Source organism: Arthrobacter sp. 05T423 (genome assembly GCF_056396245.1).
Window position 1 is genome coordinate 34,880 of the sequence record NZ_JBFTLC010000026.1, and the last position, 16,378, is coordinate 51,257.

Annotated in this window: 14 protein-coding genes and 1 pseudogene; 9 read left to right on the forward strand and 6 right to left on the reverse strand. The window is 66.6% G+C overall.

The window, feature by feature from the left end; translation table 11 throughout:
- The first annotated feature begins 21 nt into the window (after positions 1-21).
- Positions 22-2,214, forward strand: a complete 2,193-nt coding sequence (locus tag AC1DFE_RS17430) for a M1 family metallopeptidase (RefSeq protein WP_476907133.1) — start codon at positions 22-24, stop codon at positions 2,212-2,214.
- 19 nt (positions 2,215-2,233) lie between these two features.
- Here the strand turns inward: AC1DFE_RS17430 and AC1DFE_RS17435 are convergent, their stop codons facing one another.
- From AC1DFE_RS17435 to AC1DFE_RS17445, 3 genes are all read right to left on the reverse strand, one after another.
- Positions 2,234-2,983, reverse strand: coding sequence for a LamB/YcsF family protein (locus AC1DFE_RS17435; protein WP_476907134.1), 750 nt, complete (start codon positions 2,981-2,983; stop codon positions 2,234-2,236).
- On the reverse strand, positions 2,967-3,830 hold the full coding sequence (locus AC1DFE_RS17440) for a hypothetical protein (RefSeq protein ID WP_476907171.1): 864 nt from the start codon (positions 3,828-3,830) through the stop codon (positions 2,967-2,969). The genes AC1DFE_RS17435 and AC1DFE_RS17440 overlap by 17 nt, the downstream gene beginning before the upstream one ends.
- A 114-nt stretch (positions 3,831-3,944) precedes the next feature.
- Entirely contained in the window at positions 3,945-4,535 is a 591-nt protein-coding gene (locus AC1DFE_RS17445) for a hypothetical protein (protein WP_476907135.1), read from the reverse strand.
- Positions 4,536-4,595: 60 nt separating this feature from the next.
- On the opposite strand from AC1DFE_RS17445, the pseudogene AC1DFE_RS17450 reads away from it, so the two are divergent.
- Positions 4,596-5,926 (forward strand): annotated as a pseudogene (locus tag AC1DFE_RS17450) (MFS transporter).
- Positions 5,927-5,989: 63 nt separating this feature from the next.
- Here the strand turns inward: AC1DFE_RS17450 and AC1DFE_RS17455 are convergent.
- From AC1DFE_RS17455 to AC1DFE_RS17465, 3 genes are all read right to left on the reverse strand, one after another.
- Complete coding sequence (locus tag AC1DFE_RS17455) at positions 5,990-8,356, reverse strand: glycoside hydrolase family 65 protein (protein ID WP_476907136.1); 2,367 nt, start codon at positions 8,354-8,356, stop codon at positions 5,990-5,992.
- A gap of 97 nt (positions 8,357-8,453) precedes the next feature.
- The gene (locus AC1DFE_RS17460) at positions 8,454-9,200 is read right to left on the reverse strand and encodes an HAD family hydrolase (protein ID WP_476907137.1); all 747 of its coding nucleotides are present in this window, start codon (positions 9,198-9,200) and stop codon (positions 8,454-8,456) included.
- Positions 9,201-9,859: 659 nt separating this feature from the next.
- Complete coding sequence (locus AC1DFE_RS17465; RefSeq protein WP_476907138.1) at positions 9,860-10,477, reverse strand: alpha/beta hydrolase; 618 nt, start codon at positions 10,475-10,477, stop codon at positions 9,860-9,862.
- Between the two features lie 171 nt (positions 10,478-10,648).
- Here AC1DFE_RS17465 and AC1DFE_RS17470 point away from each other — a divergent pair, with 171 nt between their 5' ends.
- The 7 genes from AC1DFE_RS17470 to AC1DFE_RS17500 all read left to right on the forward strand — a co-directional run bounded on the left by AC1DFE_RS17470 (position 10,649) and on the right by AC1DFE_RS17500 (position 16,357).
- Entirely contained in the window at positions 10,649-10,906 is a 258-nt protein-coding gene (locus AC1DFE_RS17470; protein ID WP_476907139.1) for a DUF6458 family protein, read from the forward strand.
- Positions 10,907-11,143: 237 nt separating this feature from the next.
- Positions 11,144-11,950, forward strand: coding sequence for a DeoR/GlpR family DNA-binding transcription regulator (locus AC1DFE_RS17475; RefSeq protein ID WP_476907140.1), 807 nt, complete (start codon positions 11,144-11,146; stop codon positions 11,948-11,950).
- Positions 11,947-12,945 carry a 1-phosphofructokinase family hexose kinase gene (locus AC1DFE_RS17480; RefSeq protein WP_476907141.1) on the forward strand — a complete coding sequence of 333 codons (999 nt, stop codon included), beginning with the start codon at positions 11,947-11,949 and terminating at the stop codon, positions 12,943-12,945. The genes AC1DFE_RS17475 and AC1DFE_RS17480 overlap by 4 nt, the downstream gene beginning before the upstream one ends.
- Positions 12,946-12,947: 2 nt before the next feature.
- Complete coding sequence (locus AC1DFE_RS17485; protein ID WP_476907142.1) at positions 12,948-14,984, forward strand: PTS fructose transporter subunit IIABC; 2,037 nt, start codon at positions 12,948-12,950, stop codon at positions 14,982-14,984.
- 51 nt (positions 14,985-15,035) lie between these two features.
- Positions 15,036-15,314, forward strand: a complete 279-nt coding sequence (locus AC1DFE_RS17490) for an HPr family phosphocarrier protein (RefSeq protein ID WP_003799274.1) — start codon at positions 15,036-15,038, stop codon at positions 15,312-15,314.
- Positions 15,315-15,575: 261 nt separating this feature from the next.
- Complete coding sequence (locus AC1DFE_RS17495) at positions 15,576-16,055, forward strand: SRPBCC family protein (protein ID WP_476907143.1); 480 nt, start codon at positions 15,576-15,578, stop codon at positions 16,053-16,055.
- A 35-nt stretch (positions 16,056-16,090) separates the two neighbouring features.
- A complete protein-coding gene (locus tag AC1DFE_RS17500; protein ID WP_476907144.1) occupies positions 16,091-16,357 on the forward strand; it encodes a DUF7218 family protein in 267 nt (88 codons plus the stop codon).
- The last annotated feature ends 21 nt before the right edge of the window (positions 16,358-16,378 follow it).

Here is a 16,378-nt window from a genome sequence, read left to right on the forward strand (position 1 = left end):
GGGAGTTTCGAATGAGGTGCCATGAGTCCCGCGACTTACCGGCCGGCAACGTTCCACCGCGCCGGCCTTTTCCTGTGCGCCCTGGCTGTGTCCGCTGCCCTGCCGGCCCAGCTCGCCCTGCCTGCTGTGGCGACCGTCCCGGCCCTTGCGGTCAACGCTGGCGACGGCGGTTTCAGCCCCGGCACGCCCGGCCTCGGGGATCCCTACTATCCGCTGGACGGCAACGGCGGCTACGACGTTGGGCGTTACCTGCTGGAGCTTAGCTACGACCCAGCCAGCGGGTTCCTTGCGGGCTCCGCCACCATCCGTGCCCGTGCCACCCAGAACCTCTCGTCGTTCAACCTGGACCTGGAGGGGCTGACTGTCCGCAGTATCCAGGTCAATCATAGGGACGCCGCCTATAGGCGCACCGGTGCGGAGCTTACGGTGACTCCGCAGAAGGGAATCAGGGACGGCCGGGAGTTCGACACCGTCGTGTACTACGACGGCGTGCCGAAACCGATCATTGACCAGTTCGGAGTCTCGGGCTTCCTCCGGACCGACGACGGGTCGCTGGTCATCGGGCAGCCTCACGTAGCAGCCACCTGGTTCCCGGCCAACGACCATCCCCTGGACAAGGCGACCTTCACTTTCAAGATCACTGTCCCGGAGGGACTGGAGGTGGTGGCCAACGGCGTGCTTCGCGACGAGGAGTCGCAGGACGGGAAAACCACCTGGACGTGGCACGCGGACGAACCCCTGGCCACATACCTGGCCACGGCGAGCGTTGGCCAGTTCCAACTGGACCGTTACCGGGACGGGCGGGTCCGGTACATCGACGCAGTCGATCCCGACCTGTTCGCACCGGCAGTCGTTGCCCGGACGGGCCAAAACTTCGCTTGGTCGGACAGCCGCGTGGGAACTTACACCCGCCTGACCAGAACGATTAGCGTCCCGTCGGGCGGCAACCGGCTCTCCTTCTGGCTTAACCGGAACATCGAAACCGGCCGCGATTTTGTCCTCGTGGAAGCGCGTACCGCCGGCGCGCAGGACTGGACAACCCTGCGGGATGCGAACGGCCACACATCCGCCGAAAGCGGACCCGGCTGTCAGCAATTGCTGGCCATACATCCCTTCCTCAACCACTACCTGACAGCCAGCCTCAACGGCTCATGCAGCCCAAGTGGAAGCTCAGGAACGTGGTGGGCAGCCACCGGCCCCAGCCGTGGATGGGAGCAGTGGGGATTCGATCTCTCACGGTTCGCCGGGAAGGCTGTTGAACTCTCCGTGACCTACGTCACCGACAACGTCGTCACGCTGGACGGAGTGTCGCTTGACGACGTAACCGTATCCACAGGGGAAGGCACCACGTCGTTCGAGGAGGACGGCAACACGATGGACGGCTGGTCAGCTTCCGGTCCACCGCCCGGGAGCCCCAAGATTGACGGAAAGTGGAGTGCGGCCAACTCGGGGCCACCCTCCACCGGTGACCGGGTGCAGGCGTCGTTCAGGAGGCAGCCGGAAATCATCGCGTTCCTGTCCGATCTCTTCGGCCCGTACCCGTTCAGCGCCGCCGGTGGAATCGTTGATGACCTGAAGAACCTCGGGTTCGCGCTGGAGAACCAGACAAGGCCGATCTACTCCAGGCTCTTCTTCACCAGCCCGGAATCGGGTGACTCGGTGGTGGTCCATGAACTGGCGCACCAGTGGGTGGGCGACGATGTGGCCGTCAGTCGCTGGCAGGACATCTGGTTGAATGAGGGATTCGCGACCTACGCCGAGTGGCTCTGGAGCGAAAGCGAGGGGCGGGAAACCCCGCAACAGCTGTTCGACTTTTACGCGGCAGCCATTCCCGCCCAGGCGCCGTTCTGGACAGTGAAGATCGGCGACCCGGGAACTGCAGCGCTCTTCGATTTCGCCGTGTACGTCCGCGGCGCGATGACACTGCAAGCCCTGCGCACCCGGGTGGGTGACGAAGTGTTCTTCGACATCCTTCGGGAATGGACGGATACCCATGCCGGCGGCAATGTGTCCAGCGCCGACTTCATCCGCCTGGCCGAGGAACTTTCCGGCCAGGACCTCGGCACCTTCTTCCAGGCCTGGCTCTTCACCGCCGCCAAGCCTGCCGGGACGGTGCCGCCCGTGCTGCGCGGCAACACCACACCGGCCAGCAGCCCGCCCGCCACAGCGCGCGTGCTGGAGCAACGGATCGGGGCGCGCACGGGGCCGCGATAGCTATGACGGGCTGGCGTGGTTAGGCGAACGGCGCCAGTTCCACGCCGGCCTCCTCAAGGCCGGCCCGGACAGCGGCGGCCATGCCCACCGCACCAGGGGTGTCACCGTGGATGCACAGGGAATCGGGGTCCACCCGGACCACGGTCCCGTCCACTGCCACCACCTCGCCTTTGAGCGCCAGGCGCACTGCCCGCTCAACGATTGGCCCGACATCGTGCAGCACGGCGCCTTCCTGCGAGCGCGGCACCAGGGTGCCGTCGGGCAGGTAGGCGCGGTCCACGAACGCCTCGCGGAAGACGGGGTGCCCGGCGTCCTGGGCCTGCTTCAGCAGCTCTGACCCCGGAAGCCCCAGGATAGGGAGGCCGGGATCGTAGGCCTGGACAGCGGCCACCAGCGCGCCCGCCTGTTCGGCGTCGTGGAACGCCCGGTTGTAGAGGGCTCCGTGCGGCTTGACGTAATCCACCGAGGCACCCACCGCGTGCGCTACCCCATCCAGCGCCCCGAGCTGGTAGAGGACATCACCGAACAGCTCGTCAAAGGACATGTCCAGGGAGCGCCGCCCGAAGCCGGCGAGGTCCCGGTAGCCGACGTGGGCGCCGACCGTGACGTCCAGTTCATAGGCGGCGCGGCAGCTGTCCAGCATGGTCACGGGGTCGCCGGCATGGAAGCCGCAGGCCACATTGGCGCTGGTGATGAGCTCGAACATGGCCGCGTCGTCGCCCATTGTCCAAGAGCCGAAGGACTCCCCGAGGTCAGCGTTCAGATCCACCAATACCACCTTCATTTGTGCCGGATTCCCACGGAGTGCCACCTTCGAGCGACCGGCCTGGCGGCGGTCCGGCGTCCGGGCCTGCAGTTCCCGCGGCTTTGAGCTCCCCCGGCACAGTGTCCGGCATGGGGCCAAATGCCTCTCTCGCGTTGACCACGACGGCGCGGCCCATCATGAGGTTACCGGCGCCACCCACCACCGCTCCAATGCCGAACGGCAGCGCGCGTCCGAACAGGGCTGTTCCCTGCCGCCTGAGCAGGTTCCGCAGGAATGCCTTCTGGATGCGCTCACGGACGAAACCGAACCCGGAGGACGACATCCTGCCCGCCAGCACATTTCCCCAGGCTTGGCTGGCACCCTTGCCCTTGCCCATGGCCTGTCCGCTGAGCGAACCCAGCAGCGCGGTCCCCTCCTCGCCGAGCATCACGGCCATCACCAGGGTGCTCGCCTTCTCCGGATCCGTCATCCGGATCCCGTGCAGTTCGGCCAGCGAGGTGGCGTACAGGGCTGTCGCTTCGAGGAAGCCCACCGTGGCGGCCGCCGAGAGACCCAGGGACGCCACTGTGCCGACGCCGGGAACGACGGCGGTGGCCCCGACCAGCGCTCCCCCGCCCGTCACTGCCCGAAGATAGTCGCGTTCAAGGATGTCCGCGAGCTGCGCGGCGGATGCCCGCGGGTTGCGGCGCTGGAGCCGGCGGATGTTCGCGATTACCAGCGGACGCTGGACCTCCACGGCGCGCAGCAGCAGGTTGTGTACGCCGGGCTTGGGGTTGCCGTGGGCGTCGAACACGGCATTGTGGGCTGTTTCCTGCGCGATTCTCATCGCGGGGTTGCGTCGCTTGGCCATCATCACCTCTACTTCGGAACAACCGGCGGCCGGAGACCGCCGTCTAGCCTTAACACTAGGCCACACCCCAACATACCAAGCATGCTGATCACCCCTCACCGCGCCGGCAGCCGCTCACATCACCCAGGACTCGGCCACGGCCATGTACGCGGAGGAGGAAGGCCCGCGCGGGCCGGGGTAGACCGTGGCGGCGCCGGGCCATTCAACGCCGAACTCGGAGAGCTTGCCGCCGCTGCAGGGATGATAAACGTTGCTCATCGAGGCGCTGGCAGGGCCCAGCTGGAAATCCGGCGCGGTGAACTGCCGCCGGTCCAGCACCCCGGAGATCTCGAGGGCGGCCCGCCGCCCGGTCGCCCGGAACCCGCGTTCAAGGTCCAGTTCGACGTCGAACTCGTCCTGCGTGTGGCTGACGGCGCCGAGTGGAAAGCGCGCGGCTTCAGGAAAGAAGCGCGTCAGTTCGGTGGCGAGAGTGGAGGCGAAGACTTCGTTGGAGCCGTAGCTGCGCCAGCCCTGAAGCGTGGCCACCATGAGCACTGTCCCGGTTCCCCACCGGGACCAGTCAGCCATCCAGAACGAAGCAAAGCAACTGGCGGGTTCGCCGTCAATATGAACGCCGTTCCGGTCCACCGGGTGGAGGGCAAGGCCAAAGTTTGAGCCGATGAGCGCCACGCTGCGCCGCCCCGGCCGGGCCGGTGTGTTCCCCATGGCTAGAGCCTATCCCGCCGGGACGTTCCGCCCCGCAGAGGCTCGGCCTAAGATTGCCGTGTGCCCCTCCCCCGCGCCTTTCGACCCTTTTCCCACCGCGAATACCGCGTGCTGATCGGTGCCCTGGCCATCTCCATCTTCGGCTCAGGCATGTGGGCCGTGGCCATGGTCTACCAGGTCATCCAGATCGGCGGGGGGCCGCTGGAACTCTCCCTCGTGGCCGCGGCGGGCAGCGTGGGCCTGGTGGCGTTTGTTCTTGCGGGCGGCATCGCAGCGGACCGCGTCCCGCAGCGGCTGCTGATCATCGCCGTCGAGGGAACCAACCTCGCCGTCATCGCAACCGTCAGCGGGCTGGCGATGGCAGGCTGGCTTCAGCTCTGGCACCTCGTGGCTGGCGCCTTCGTCCTGGGTGTCGGGGCAGCGTTCTTCTTCCCGGCGTACTCCGCGATCCTGCCGCCGGAGGACCTGCTGGCGGCCAACGGCATGGAAGGCACCCTCCGCCCCACGCTTCAGCAGGCGGCGGGCCCCGCCGTGGCCGGCATCGTCGTGGCGGCGCTGTCGCCGTCGCACGCCGTAACCGGCGTTGCCGTGTGCCACCTGCTGGCGTTCATCATCCTGAATTTCCTCGGCCAGCACGCCCTCGCGGCGCCCGGCTCGGCTCCCGGCTCGGCTCCCGGCTCTATGGAGGATGGCCCTATGGAGGATGGCTCCGCCAAGGCACCGGCCAAGACCTCGTTCTTCGCCGACCTCCGCGAGGGCGTCAGCTACACGGTCCGGACGCCGTGGCTCCTCTGGACACTGCTCTGGGCCTGCATTTCGGTGCTGTTCCTGATCGGTCCCATCGAGGTGCTGCTGCCCTTCGTGACCCGGGACCAGTTGGGCGGGGACAGCCGCATGTTCGGTTTCCTGCTGGCCGTCATGGGGGTGGGCAGCGCCATAGCCGCCCTTGTCACGGCGTCCGTCCGGCTCCCGCGCCGCTACCTCACCGTCATGATGGTGTGCTGGGGAGCTGGCACCCTGCCGCTGGCGGCCGTKGGGATCATGGACAACTTCTGGCTGCTTGCCCTGGCATTGTTCATTTTCGGCGCCACCGGCAGCGTGGGCATGGTCATCTGGGGGACACTGCTGCAGCGGCGCGTGCCGCCGCACCTGCTGGGGCGGGTTTCCAGCCTCGACTTCTTCGTCTCGTTGGCGCTGATGCCGGTTTCATGGCGCTGGCCGGTCCCGCCGCCTCTGTACTCCCGATCTGGCTCATCTTCGTCGTGGCGGGCGGGGTCTGCCCGGTCGTGGCAGTGGTGGCCCTGCTGGCAGCCCGGATGTGCGTGGACGAAATCGCCCATCCGCTCGACCGCCAGGACCCGCTGCCCGCCGGCGCCGGGGCCACCACCTAGCCGGGCCACCCGACGCCCCAACGGGACGCCCGCAGCGATGCCTCACCGCCGCGCCCCGCGTCATTAGCGGGAGCGGACCACCGGGATGCTCGCCGTCGGCGGTCCGCTCGGGAACACCGAGGGCTCGGGGACGTGCACTGGTTCCAGCGGTACGCGCACCGGTTGGGAAGCCACGGTGAACCGGACTCCGCGCACGTCGATGTCCAGCGCTTCGCCGTCGAGGACGGTCAGCGTGATGGCGCCCTGATCGAGTTCCACCAGGAGCGGGCGCCCCTGCAGCCTCAGCTGGAACCGCAGGGTCTCCCACTCCCCGGGCAGCCGCGGGTCAAAGAACGGCACGGGCCCCTGGTCGCGGAGCCCGGCGAAGCCGCACACCAGCGAGCTCCACACTCCGCCGGTGGAGGCGATGTGGACGCCGTCGATCGTGTTGCCGTGGGAGTTGTCCAGGTCAATGAACACGGCATTCGTGAAGTGTTCCAGGGCAGCCTTGGGGTAGCCCACCTCGGCGGCCATGATCCCCTGGACGCACGCCGAGAGCGTGGAGTCCCCCGTGGTGATGGGATCGTAGAAGTCGAAGGCGCGGCGCTTTTCCTCGGCGGTGAACTCCTGCCACTGCAGGAACATGGCCAGAACCGTGTCCGCCTGCTTCAGCACCTGGTGGCGGTAGATCACCAGCGGGTGGAAGTTCAGCAGCAGCGGGTACTTGGAGCGCGGCGTGGTCCAGTCCCACGGCTCAAGGGTCATGAAGTCGTTGTCCTGCGAGTACACCTGGAAGTGCTCATCGAAGGGCAGCTGGATCCGCTCCGCCGCCGCTTCCCACAGCTCCCGCTCGGCGTCGTCGACTGCCGCGTGGTTCAGCGCGGCCGCGGCCCGCAGGTTAAACCGGGCCATCACGTTCGTGTAGAGGTTGTCGTTGACCACCGCGGTGTACTCATCCGGCCCCGTCACGCCGTGGATGTGGAACAGCCCGTCCTTGCCGAAGAAGCCCAGCGACACCCACATCCGCGCAGTTTCGATCAGCAGGTCGGCGCCCATTCCGGCGCAGAACTCAGAGTCACCGCTGGCCCAGACGTACCTGTTGGTGGCAAAGGCAACGGCCGCGGCGATGTGGAACTGCGCCGTCCCGGCAGCGTAGTAGGCGCTCGCCTCCAGCCCGTTGATGGTGCGCCACGGAAACAGCGCACCGTCCACACTCAGCTCCTTGGCGCGGATCTTGGCGTCCGGGAGCATCTCGTGACGGAACTCCAAAACCTGGCGTGCGCCGTCGGGGTTTGAATACGTCAGATACGGCAGGAGGTACACCTCCTGGTCCCAGAAGTAGTGCCCGTCGTAGCCCGAACCGGTCACACCCTTGGCCGGGATACCGGCGACACCGGCCCTGGCGGTGGCCTGTGCCAGCTGGAAGAGGTTCCAGCGGATGGCCTGCTGGAGTTCCGGCTGCCCGCCAACCTGGACATCGGCGCTGGCCCAGTAGGTGCGGTAGTGTGCCTCACTTTCGGCAAAGACATCAGCAACAGGCTTCAGCCCGGCTTCGGCGGTGACGGCCGGGTCCTCCCCAGCTTCGGAATCCGCAGCCCCGGGCACACCCGCCCGGGCGCCCCGGGACACGGCGTAGCTGACGCTCTTTTCGAGGCGAAACGGCTCGCCGGCGGCAATCGCCAGCACGTAGCGGACGCTGCTGTCGTCCTGGTCCACGAGGGTATCGAACGGCTGGTGGCCGGCGGAGGTCCAGTGGTCGACGGCGATCCCCACCCGCTGCTTCGACTCAGCAGCCTCCCACGACAGGCGCAGCGAACCGTCGCCGCCCTCCATCCGGATGGGCAGCAGGACGCGGCCCGCGTGCCGGCCAGCCCGGCGCGGGTCGTGGGTGGAGTGGTCCTCCACCGGCTGGTCCTGCCGGTTGATGACGGACGAGGTGACGTCCGCGGAGACTTCCCGGTCGGCCGAAACCTCCAGGGAGATGCCCAGGCTGCCGCGCGCATCGAAGCCCACGGCCCGGCGCTCCACGGTGGTCACCGTGGCACCTGAACGGCACTGCCAGGCAATGCTGCACTCGTAGATGCCGGTGGCGAAATCAACGGACCGCCGGTAGTCCAGCACCGCCGACTCGGCGAGGCTGAGCATTTCACCGTCGATGACGACGGTGAAATTGTTGGCATCCGGAATATAGAGGATGCGCTGGCCCGTTCGCGCGAAGCCGTAGGCGTTCTCAGCATGCTTGATGTCCCAGATCTCGTGGAACCCGTTAATAAAGCTGCCGGGCAGTTCGGCATCGGCTGACGCCCAGTGGGCACCCCGGACACCGAGGTGTCCATTGCCGAGGGCGAAGAGCGACTCGAGTATCCCGGCGTCGCCGGGTGCGTGGCTCGTCTCCACGAGCTTCCAGGGATCATTGGGGAAGCGGACGCGGTCAGCGGTGATGAGTGCCATGAGAGGCGTTCCTTAGGCGGTCGAAAGTGGTGCGGGAGTTCGTGTTGTGCCGGAAGGACCCGGCTGCGTTACTGGAGCGGGCGGGACTAGCTGCGGGCTAGAGCAGTTCCTCGAGGTCGTTGACCACGGCGGTGGCGCCGGCGTCGAGAAGCGTCTGGCGCCCGGCTCCGCGGTCCACTCCAATGACGGAGTGGAAGCTGCCAGCGCTGCCGGCCTGCACGCCGGACACGGCGTCCTCGACGACGACGCACTGCTCGCTGGGCAGGTCCAGGAGCCGCGCGGCATATTCATAGGTTGCGGGGTCCGGCTTGCCGGGCAGCCCTTCCGCAGCGGCCACGACGCCGTCGACGACCACCGCGAAGCGGTCCGCCAGCCCCGCCGCACGCAGCACCGAAGGTGCGTTCCGTGAGGAGGAGACGACGGCGACCTTCAGTCCGTGGTCCAGCACGGCTTCCAGGAAACGCACTGACCCCGCATAGGGCTCCACGCCGGCGCTGACAATGTCGTTGAAGATCCTGTTCTTCCGGTTGCCCAGCCCCTGGACCGTGATGTTGTCCGGATCGTCGTCGGTGGGGCCCTCGGGAAGGGTGATGCCCCGGGACGCCAGGAAGTCCCGGACGCCGTCGAACCTTGGCTTGCCGTCAATGTGGTCGAAGTAGTCGCTCTCCCGGTAACCGTCCTTTTCGGGAACGGTTTCGAGGTACCCGTCGAACAGTTCCTGCCAGGCGCGTTCGTGGACCACTGCCGTGGGCGTGAGCACGCCGTCCAGGTCAAAGAGGATGGCGGCGGCGCCGGTCCAGCTGTTCGGCCGGCTGGCGGCGCTGGTGTTCAGGGTTTCGGTCATGCTTTGTTCCGTGTCCTTTCGGGGGTCGGACAGCAATGTGGTGGGAATTACCAGAAACGTGGTCGTCGTTGACCAAAGGGTGTGCGGTGTGCCTGCAGCACCTGCCGCTCCGGGCGCCGCCGGCCAGGAGGGTTCCGCGAGGGTGATACGGCAGTTTGAAGGACAGGCCGGCGTACTGCGGACCGGGCGGCGTTGCCCTGGCCCGCAAACTGCGGGCCGCTGGTCCCGCTGCTTGCTTCCACTGCTTGCGCGACCGGTCCGTGAGGTACCCGGTCGGGTTATGTCCGGCGCGTGAATTCGCGCGGTTCCGCCACTTGCACCGCGGCGTTGCGGGCCAGGCAGAAGGCGTCCATGTGCGGACGCACGATTTTTTGCCTATGTCCATGATGAAGGTGCACGTGGTTCAGGGCAAGCCAGCGGAACATCCCCGCGGGACGGGTGGCGCAAGGATGCATGGCGCGGTCCTGCCCTTTCGAAACATTCTTGGTCCTGCACAGCCAGCCGCCCACCGCCGAGCGTACGCCTGCCGGCCGGGTTCCGGCCGAAGAAGAGTGTAAGCGCTTGCAGTTTTACCCTGCAACTGTTTTTAATCCGCTGCTTGCTTGCGGGCGGTTCGGCACCTGGTTTGCGGGCGGTTCCGCTCCACCGAAAACCCGGAATCAGCCCAGGACGTAGTGGCGCAGGAACGCACTGACGTCCACCATCTCAGCTTTGGACATGGCATGGCCCATGCCGGGATATGTCCGCGCCGTGAGTTGGGTATTCGTGTTGAGCCACTCCTCGGTGTAGGCCGCTGCATCCCCGTTGATCACGAGGTCGGCCTTGTCCCTGCCCCAGAAGAACGGCGGCGGTCCGTCAAAGGACTCACTGAGCGACAAGAGGTCGTTATCCAGGACGAATCCGGACAATCCCACCACAGCCGGAAAGTCCCTGGGACGGAGGCGCAGCAGCGTGCTCGCCATGGCCATCCCCTGCGAATAGCCCAGCAGGCTCACGCTGGTGTGGACCGATCTGGCCGAATCAATCCAGGAGAACACGGAATTGGCAGCTGAGACGACGTCAGCAAAATCATTCGTAAGAAAATAGTCCAGCAGGAACCAGCCATAGCCGTTGGCTATCGGCATAGGTGCCCGGAGCGCCGCGCAGGTGAATTCCGGAGGGAGATAGTCGAAGAGATTGACCATCCTGGATTCGTCAGTGCCGTAGCCATGCATCATCACCAGAAGGGGGGTGCCGGCACGCTCTTCCTCCGGCTTGGACCATACAACTGTCTCCATCCGATCAGCCTAGCGAGTCGCCGGTTGCCGCCCCGGCCCCTGACCTGCGGATTTGATTGATACCGGAGTTAACGGGATGTAGCCTGACGTTTGACAGCATGCTTAGCAACAACGAACGACAGACCGTACAAACCACGTTGCGGCAAGTCCGCGAACCGCGAGGAGCAAGTCATGAGAATCGGTTCCGCCATCTTCCTTATCGCACTGGGCGCCATCCTCGCCTGGGCCGTCACGCCAGGACTTATCCCCAACGTGGACCTGACACTGATCGGCTACATCCTGATGGCCGTTGGCGTCATCGGCCTCATTGCCTCGCTGATCATCGCATCCCCCGGCAGGAGTCGCCGGGTCAGCGAAACCCGCTCAGTCGTGGACCCCAGCACGGGTGAAAGGATCACCCGGAATGAAAGCCGCGACAGCGGACTGTAGACCAGCAGGCAAAACGAACGGGCAGCAGTGCATTCGCAGGCAACGCCGGGCCGGACCTTCGGGTCGGGTCCGGCGTTTTGGTTTTCTGTTGTTTTTCGTTGACAAAGCAACATGAACGAAGATAAAGTCAAGTACCTGCAGATTTGTGACAGCGATCACTGACTGGGTCGGCAGGTTGGACAGGTGCAGGAAAGACGCACTGCAATTGCAGGGCAGTCAGTACGCAATGGAGGGTATGTGTTTGCCGAGGAACGTCAGCAGCAGATCGCCGGGCTCGTGGCAGCCAGCGGCCGCGCCAGCGTGACCGATCTCGCCGAACGCTTCCGCATCACCACCGAAACCGTCCGCCGCGACCTTGCCGCCCTGGAATCAGCCGGCACGGTCCGCCGTGTACATGGCGGGGCCGTCTCCGCGGACCGCTTCAGCACCACGGAGGAGAGCATCCTCGAGCGGACCATCCAGCGGCAGACGCAAAAGCTCCGGATCGCTGAGGCCGCCCTCGGTTTCCTTCCAAAAGGTCCCTCCAGCAGCATTCTCCTCGACGCCGGCTCCACCACCGAAGTCCTGGCCGACCTCCTCGCCCGCCGCGGCGCAGCATCTCCTGCCAAGCCGGCCGATGCGGCCCAGGAACTCCTGGTCATCACCCACGCCGTTCCCATTGCTGCCAAGCTCGCAAGCACACCCGGCATCGCCCTGCAGATTCTAGGCGGCAGGGTCCGCGGACTCACGCAGGCCGCGGTGGGCCAGGGCACGGTGGAAGCCGCGAGCAAGCTGCGTCCGGACATCGCCTTCGTGGGAACCAACGGCATCCACGCCAGCTTCGGCCTCAGCACGCCAGACTCCGAAGAAGCCGCCGTCAAGGCTGCCTTCGTCCACTCGGCCCGCCGCATTGTGGTCCTGGCCGATTCGTCCAAGCTGGAAGCGGAAACGCTCGTCCAGTTCGCCTCGCTGAAAGATCTGGATACCGTGATCACTGACCGCAAACCCGGCTCCGAACTAGCTGCGGCCCTCGCCGAGGCCGGAGTGGAGGTGGTAGTCGCATGATTGTCACCCTCACAGCCAACCCCAGCCTGGACCGGACGGTGGCACTGCCCGGCCCGCTCGAGCGGGGCGAAGTACAGCGCGCCGTGTCCGTCCGCCAGGAATCCGGCGGCAAGGGAGTCAACGTCTCCCGTGCCCTCGTGACGTCCGGCCTCGAGACGCTCGCCGTCTTGCCCGGCGCGGAATCCGATCCCGTGCTGGCCGGCCTGCGGGAAGAAGGCGTGCCCTTCGCCTCGCTGGCCATCCACGAACCGCTGCGCACCAATGTGGCCCTGACGGAGCCCGGCGGTGTGACCACCAAGATCAACGAGCCGGGGCCGGTCCTCTCCGAGGACGCCCAGGAAGCGCTGATCTGCCTGCTCCTGGAACGTTCGCGCGGAGCCAGCTGGGTGGTCCTGGCGGGCTCGCTTCCGCCGGGTGTTCCGGCCGACTTCTACGCCACCGTCACACGGCGGTTGCGTAACGCCGACTCCGGGGCCCAGGTCCCGAAGATCGCCGTCGACTCCTCCGGGGCTCCCCTGGCAGCGGCCGTCGCCGGCGAGACCGCACATGCGGTGTCCGGAAAACCGGACCTGCTCAAACCCAATGCCGAGGAGCTGGCCGAACTGGCCGCAGCAGCAGGTTTTGCCTTGGCAAGCACGGCTGAGGAACTCGAAGCGGATCCGGAGGCTGCCGCCGCGGCAGCCACCGCCGTCGTGCGTTCCGGTGTGGGGGCCGTGTTGGCAACGCTCGGTTCAAAGGGCGCTGTCCTCGTGACGGCCGACGGCGCGTGGCTGGCCACGCATCCGCCGGTCACCGCAGTCAGTACGGTCGGCGCAGGAGACTCGTCGCTGGCCGGCTACCTTCTGGCCGCCAGCCAGGGCGCCGCCCCCGCTGACTGCCTCCGTCAGGCTGTGGCGCACGGCGCCGCTGCCGCTTCCCTGCCGGGCTCCACCGTTCCGGCAGTCCACCAAACAACCCCCGACGCCGTAACCATCACGGCCCTCCGGAAGGATTGACAGTGACTCAGCTCATCACCGCGGACCTGGTCGAGCTTGACCAGAACCTGGGCAATTCGCCCGAGGACGTGATCCGCCACCTGGCCGGCCGTGTTGCCGCCAACGGACGCGCCAGCGAAGTCGAAGGCCTCTTCACCGACGCCTTCGCCCGCGAACAGAAGACAGCCACCGGCGTGCCCGGCGGCATCGCCATCCCGCACTGCCGCTCGGCCGCCGTAACCGAGCCCACCCTCGCCATGGCACGCCTGTCCCAGCCCGTCGACTTCGGCGCCAAGGACGGCCCCGCCGACCTCATCTTCTTCATCGCCGCGCCGGCCGGCGCCGACCAGGAGCACCTGAAGCTGCTGTCCAAGCTCGCCCGCTCCCTGATTAAGAAGGACTTCACGGGTTCGCTCCGCGAGGCAGGCTCCCGGGAAGAAATCGTGGAGCTCGTGGACGGCGCCCTGGCGGACAAGCCGGCCGTTGCCCCCGAAGCGGCGGCTGTTCCGGCTGCTGCCGCCGGCGCTACCGCAACTGCCGCCGGCGCAGCTTCCGGTGGACCGCGGCGCCTCGTTGCCGTCACGGCCTGCCCCACCGGCATCGCGCACACCTACATGGCGGCGGACTCCCTCGTGGCCGCAGCCAAGGAAGCGGGCGTTGACCTGCAGGTCGAAACCCAGGGCTCCTCCGGCGCCAAGCCACTGGACCCCGCGGTCATCGCCGCTGCCGACGCCGTGATCTTCGCCGTCGACGTGGACGTTCGCGGCAAAGAGCGCTTCGCCGGCAAGCCGGTCATCAACGCGCCGGTCAAGCGCGGCATCGACGAGCCCGCCAAGATGGTCCAGGAAGCCCTGAACGCGGCAGACAACCCGCACGCCCACCGCGTTCCGCACTTCGGTGCCGAGGAGCAGGCCGAACGGGAAGCCGCCGAAAAGGGCGAGCACATCGGCCAGAAGCTGAAGAAAGCACTGCTCACCGGCGTCAGCTACATGATCCCGTTCGTGGCCGGCGGCGGCCTGCTGATCGCACTGGGGTTCCTGCTCGCCGGTTTTGACATCGCCCTGGGCACCAAGGCCAACGACATCCTGGCCAACAACTCCCTGGTCAACCTTCCCGACGGCAACCTCGCCCTGTACCTCGGAACCGTCTTCTTCAAGATCGGCGGCCTGTCCATGGGCTTCCTGGTTCCTGCCCTCGCCGGCTATATTGCCTACGCAATCGCCGACCGTCCGGGCATCGCGCCGGGCTTCGTTGCCGGTGCCGTCTCCGGGTTCATGGGGGCCGGCTTCCTCGGCGGCATCGTCGGCGGCCTGCTCGCCGGCTACATCGCCCACGTGATCGGAACGTGGACAGTCCCGCGCTGGCTCCGGGGCCTGATGCCCGTCGTCATCATTCCGCTGCTGGCTTCCATCATCGCCTCGGGCGCTATGTTCCTGTTCCTCGGCGGACCTATCGCCGCCATCACCGTCGGGCTGAACTCCTGGCTCTCCGGCATGTCCGGCGCATCGGCCATCGTCCTGGGCATCATCCTCGGCCTCATGATGTGCTTCGACCTCGGCGGCCCGGTGAACAAGGTTGCCTACGCCTTCGCCGTCGCCGGCCTCGGAGCGGGCAGCGCCACCAACCAGGCACCCTGGCAGATCATGGCCACCGTGATGGCCGCCGGCATGGTGCCGCCGCTGGCCATGGCCCTGGCCACCGTCCTGGACAAGAAGCTCTTCAGCCTGGCTGAGCGCGAAAACGGCAAGGCCGCCTGGCTGCTGGGTGCCTCCTTCATCTCCGAGGGTGCCATTCCGTTCGCCGCAGCAGACCCGCTCCGCGTCATCCCCGCCAGCATGATCGGCGGCGCTGTCACCGGCGCGCTCACCATGGCCTTCGGCGTCACGTCGCAGGCACCCCACGGCGGCATCTTCGTGTTCTTCGCCATCGGCAACGTGGTGATGTTCATCGTGTCCATCCTCGCCGGAACCGTGGTGGCGGCGGTCGTCGTGGTCACCCTCAAACGCTGGGCTGCCCGCAAAGCCGTTGATACGGTGGAGACCGTCCCGGTAACCGTCTGACCCGCTGTTCTTCAGCACTCCAAACCCACACTGCAATTGCAAGGAGCAGAAATGTCCGAACGTACCGCAACCGTCGCCAGCCGCGTAGGCCTGCACGCCCGCCCCGCCGCCATCTTCGCCGAGGCAGCTGGCGAGTTTGACCTCGACATCACCATCGCCCGCGAAGGGGAACCTGCTGACGAGGCCATGGACGCCGCCAGTATCCTTTCCCTTATGAGCCTTGGCGCATCGCACGGCGACGTTGTGGTGCTGCGGGCCGACGGAGATGGCGCTGACGCCGCCCTCGAGCGCCTGGTCCAGATCCTGGAAACGGATCACGACGCCGAGTAGTCACCGCACGCTTTACGGCCGGCCTCCGCCGCAGCAGTGCCCTTACGGGGGTGCAGCGGAGGCCGGCCGTTGCCGTTCCCGGACGAACTCTGGCCCGGCCGTGGGGCCACGGCGGGCATCGCACCTGCTCAGGGGTCGGTTGCCGGTGCAGTAAGCAGCCTTAGTAGTTTCTTGTTTTTGATTCTGCGCCCCACTAGCTTGGAACTGTGACCAGCCATTCGAATGACCGGCGGAACTGCCGGGCTGAAGGAGGATGCCAGAGTGGAAACCTTGCAGGAAAGCGTGGACGTCGAGGTACCAGTCAGCACCGCCTATAACCAGTGGACACAGTTTGAGTCGTTTCCCCGCTTCATGAAGGGGGTGGAGTCCGTCGAACAGATCGATGAAACTTCCCTCCATTTCCGCACCAGCGTGGCGGGCGTCAAGCGCGAGTACGATGCGCAGATCCTGGAACAGACGCCGGACCGGTGCATCGCCTGGGTCAGTAAGGACAAGCCGCGCAACGCCGGCAGGGTGACGTTCGAGAACCTCGGTGAGGAGCTATGCCGCGTGAACGTGGAACTGGAATGGGAGCCCGAGAGCCTGCTGGAGCGGGCCGGTGCCGCCGCCCACGTTGACGAGCAACAGGTGTCCTCCGATCTGGTCCGGTTCAAGGAGTTCATCGAGTCCCGCGGTATCGAGACGGGCGCCTGGCGTGCCGCGGTAAATCGCGGCGAAGTGGACACTCCGGGAGCCCGCTGACCTGATCCACCGATCCTTCCATCACGGAGGTAGCCATGCCAGAGAAAAAGAACCCGAGCCTGAAAGATCCCGAACTCTACGACGAGTTCCGCGACGAGGGGTCCTCCAAGCAGAAGGCGGCCCGCGTCTCCAATGCGGCAGCCAAGAAGGGACGCTCCGAAGTGGGCCGCAAGGGCGGCAAGGCCGGCGACTACGACGGCTGGACCGTTGATCAGCTCAAGGCCAGGGCCAGGGAAATCGGCCTCAAGGGGTACTCAGACAAGAAAAAGAGCGAACTCATTTCCGCCCACAGGAACTCCTAGGCGGGTGCAGGTGCGGCCACG

Coding starts and splice junctions, on each gene's coding strand:
- AC1DFE_RS17430 (WP_476907133.1), top strand. CDS start 22: ATGAGTCCCGCGACTTACCGGCCGGCAACGTTCCACCGCGCCGGCCTT.
- AC1DFE_RS17440 (WP_476907171.1), bottom strand. CDS start 3,830: ATGGCCAAGCGACGCAACCCCGCGATGAGAATCGCGCAGGAAACAGCC.
- AC1DFE_RS17445 (WP_476907135.1), bottom strand. CDS start 4,535: ATGGGGAACACACCGGCCCGGCCGGGGCGGCGCAGCGTGGCGCTCATC.
- AC1DFE_RS17455 (WP_476907136.1), bottom strand. CDS start 8,356: ATGGCACTCATCACCGCTGACCGCGTCCGCTTCCCCAATGATCCCTGG.
- AC1DFE_RS17460 (WP_476907137.1), bottom strand. CDS start 9,200: ATGACCGAAACCCTGAACACCAGCGCCGCCAGCCGGCCGAACAGCTGG.
- AC1DFE_RS17465 (WP_476907138.1), bottom strand. CDS start 10,477: ATGGAGACAGTTGTATGGTCCAAGCCGGAGGAAGAGCGTGCCGGCACC.
- AC1DFE_RS17470 (WP_476907139.1), top strand. CDS start 10,649: ATGAGAATCGGTTCCGCCATCTTCCTTATCGCACTGGGCGCCATCCTC.
- AC1DFE_RS17480 (WP_476907141.1), top strand. CDS start 11,947: ATGATTGTCACCCTCACAGCCAACCCCAGCCTGGACCGGACGGTGGCA.
- AC1DFE_RS17490 (WP_003799274.1), top strand. CDS start 15,036: ATGTCCGAACGTACCGCAACCGTCGCCAGCCGCGTAGGCCTGCACGCC.
- AC1DFE_RS17500 (WP_476907144.1), top strand. CDS start 16,091: ATGCCAGAGAAAAAGAACCCGAGCCTGAAAGATCCCGAACTCTACGAC.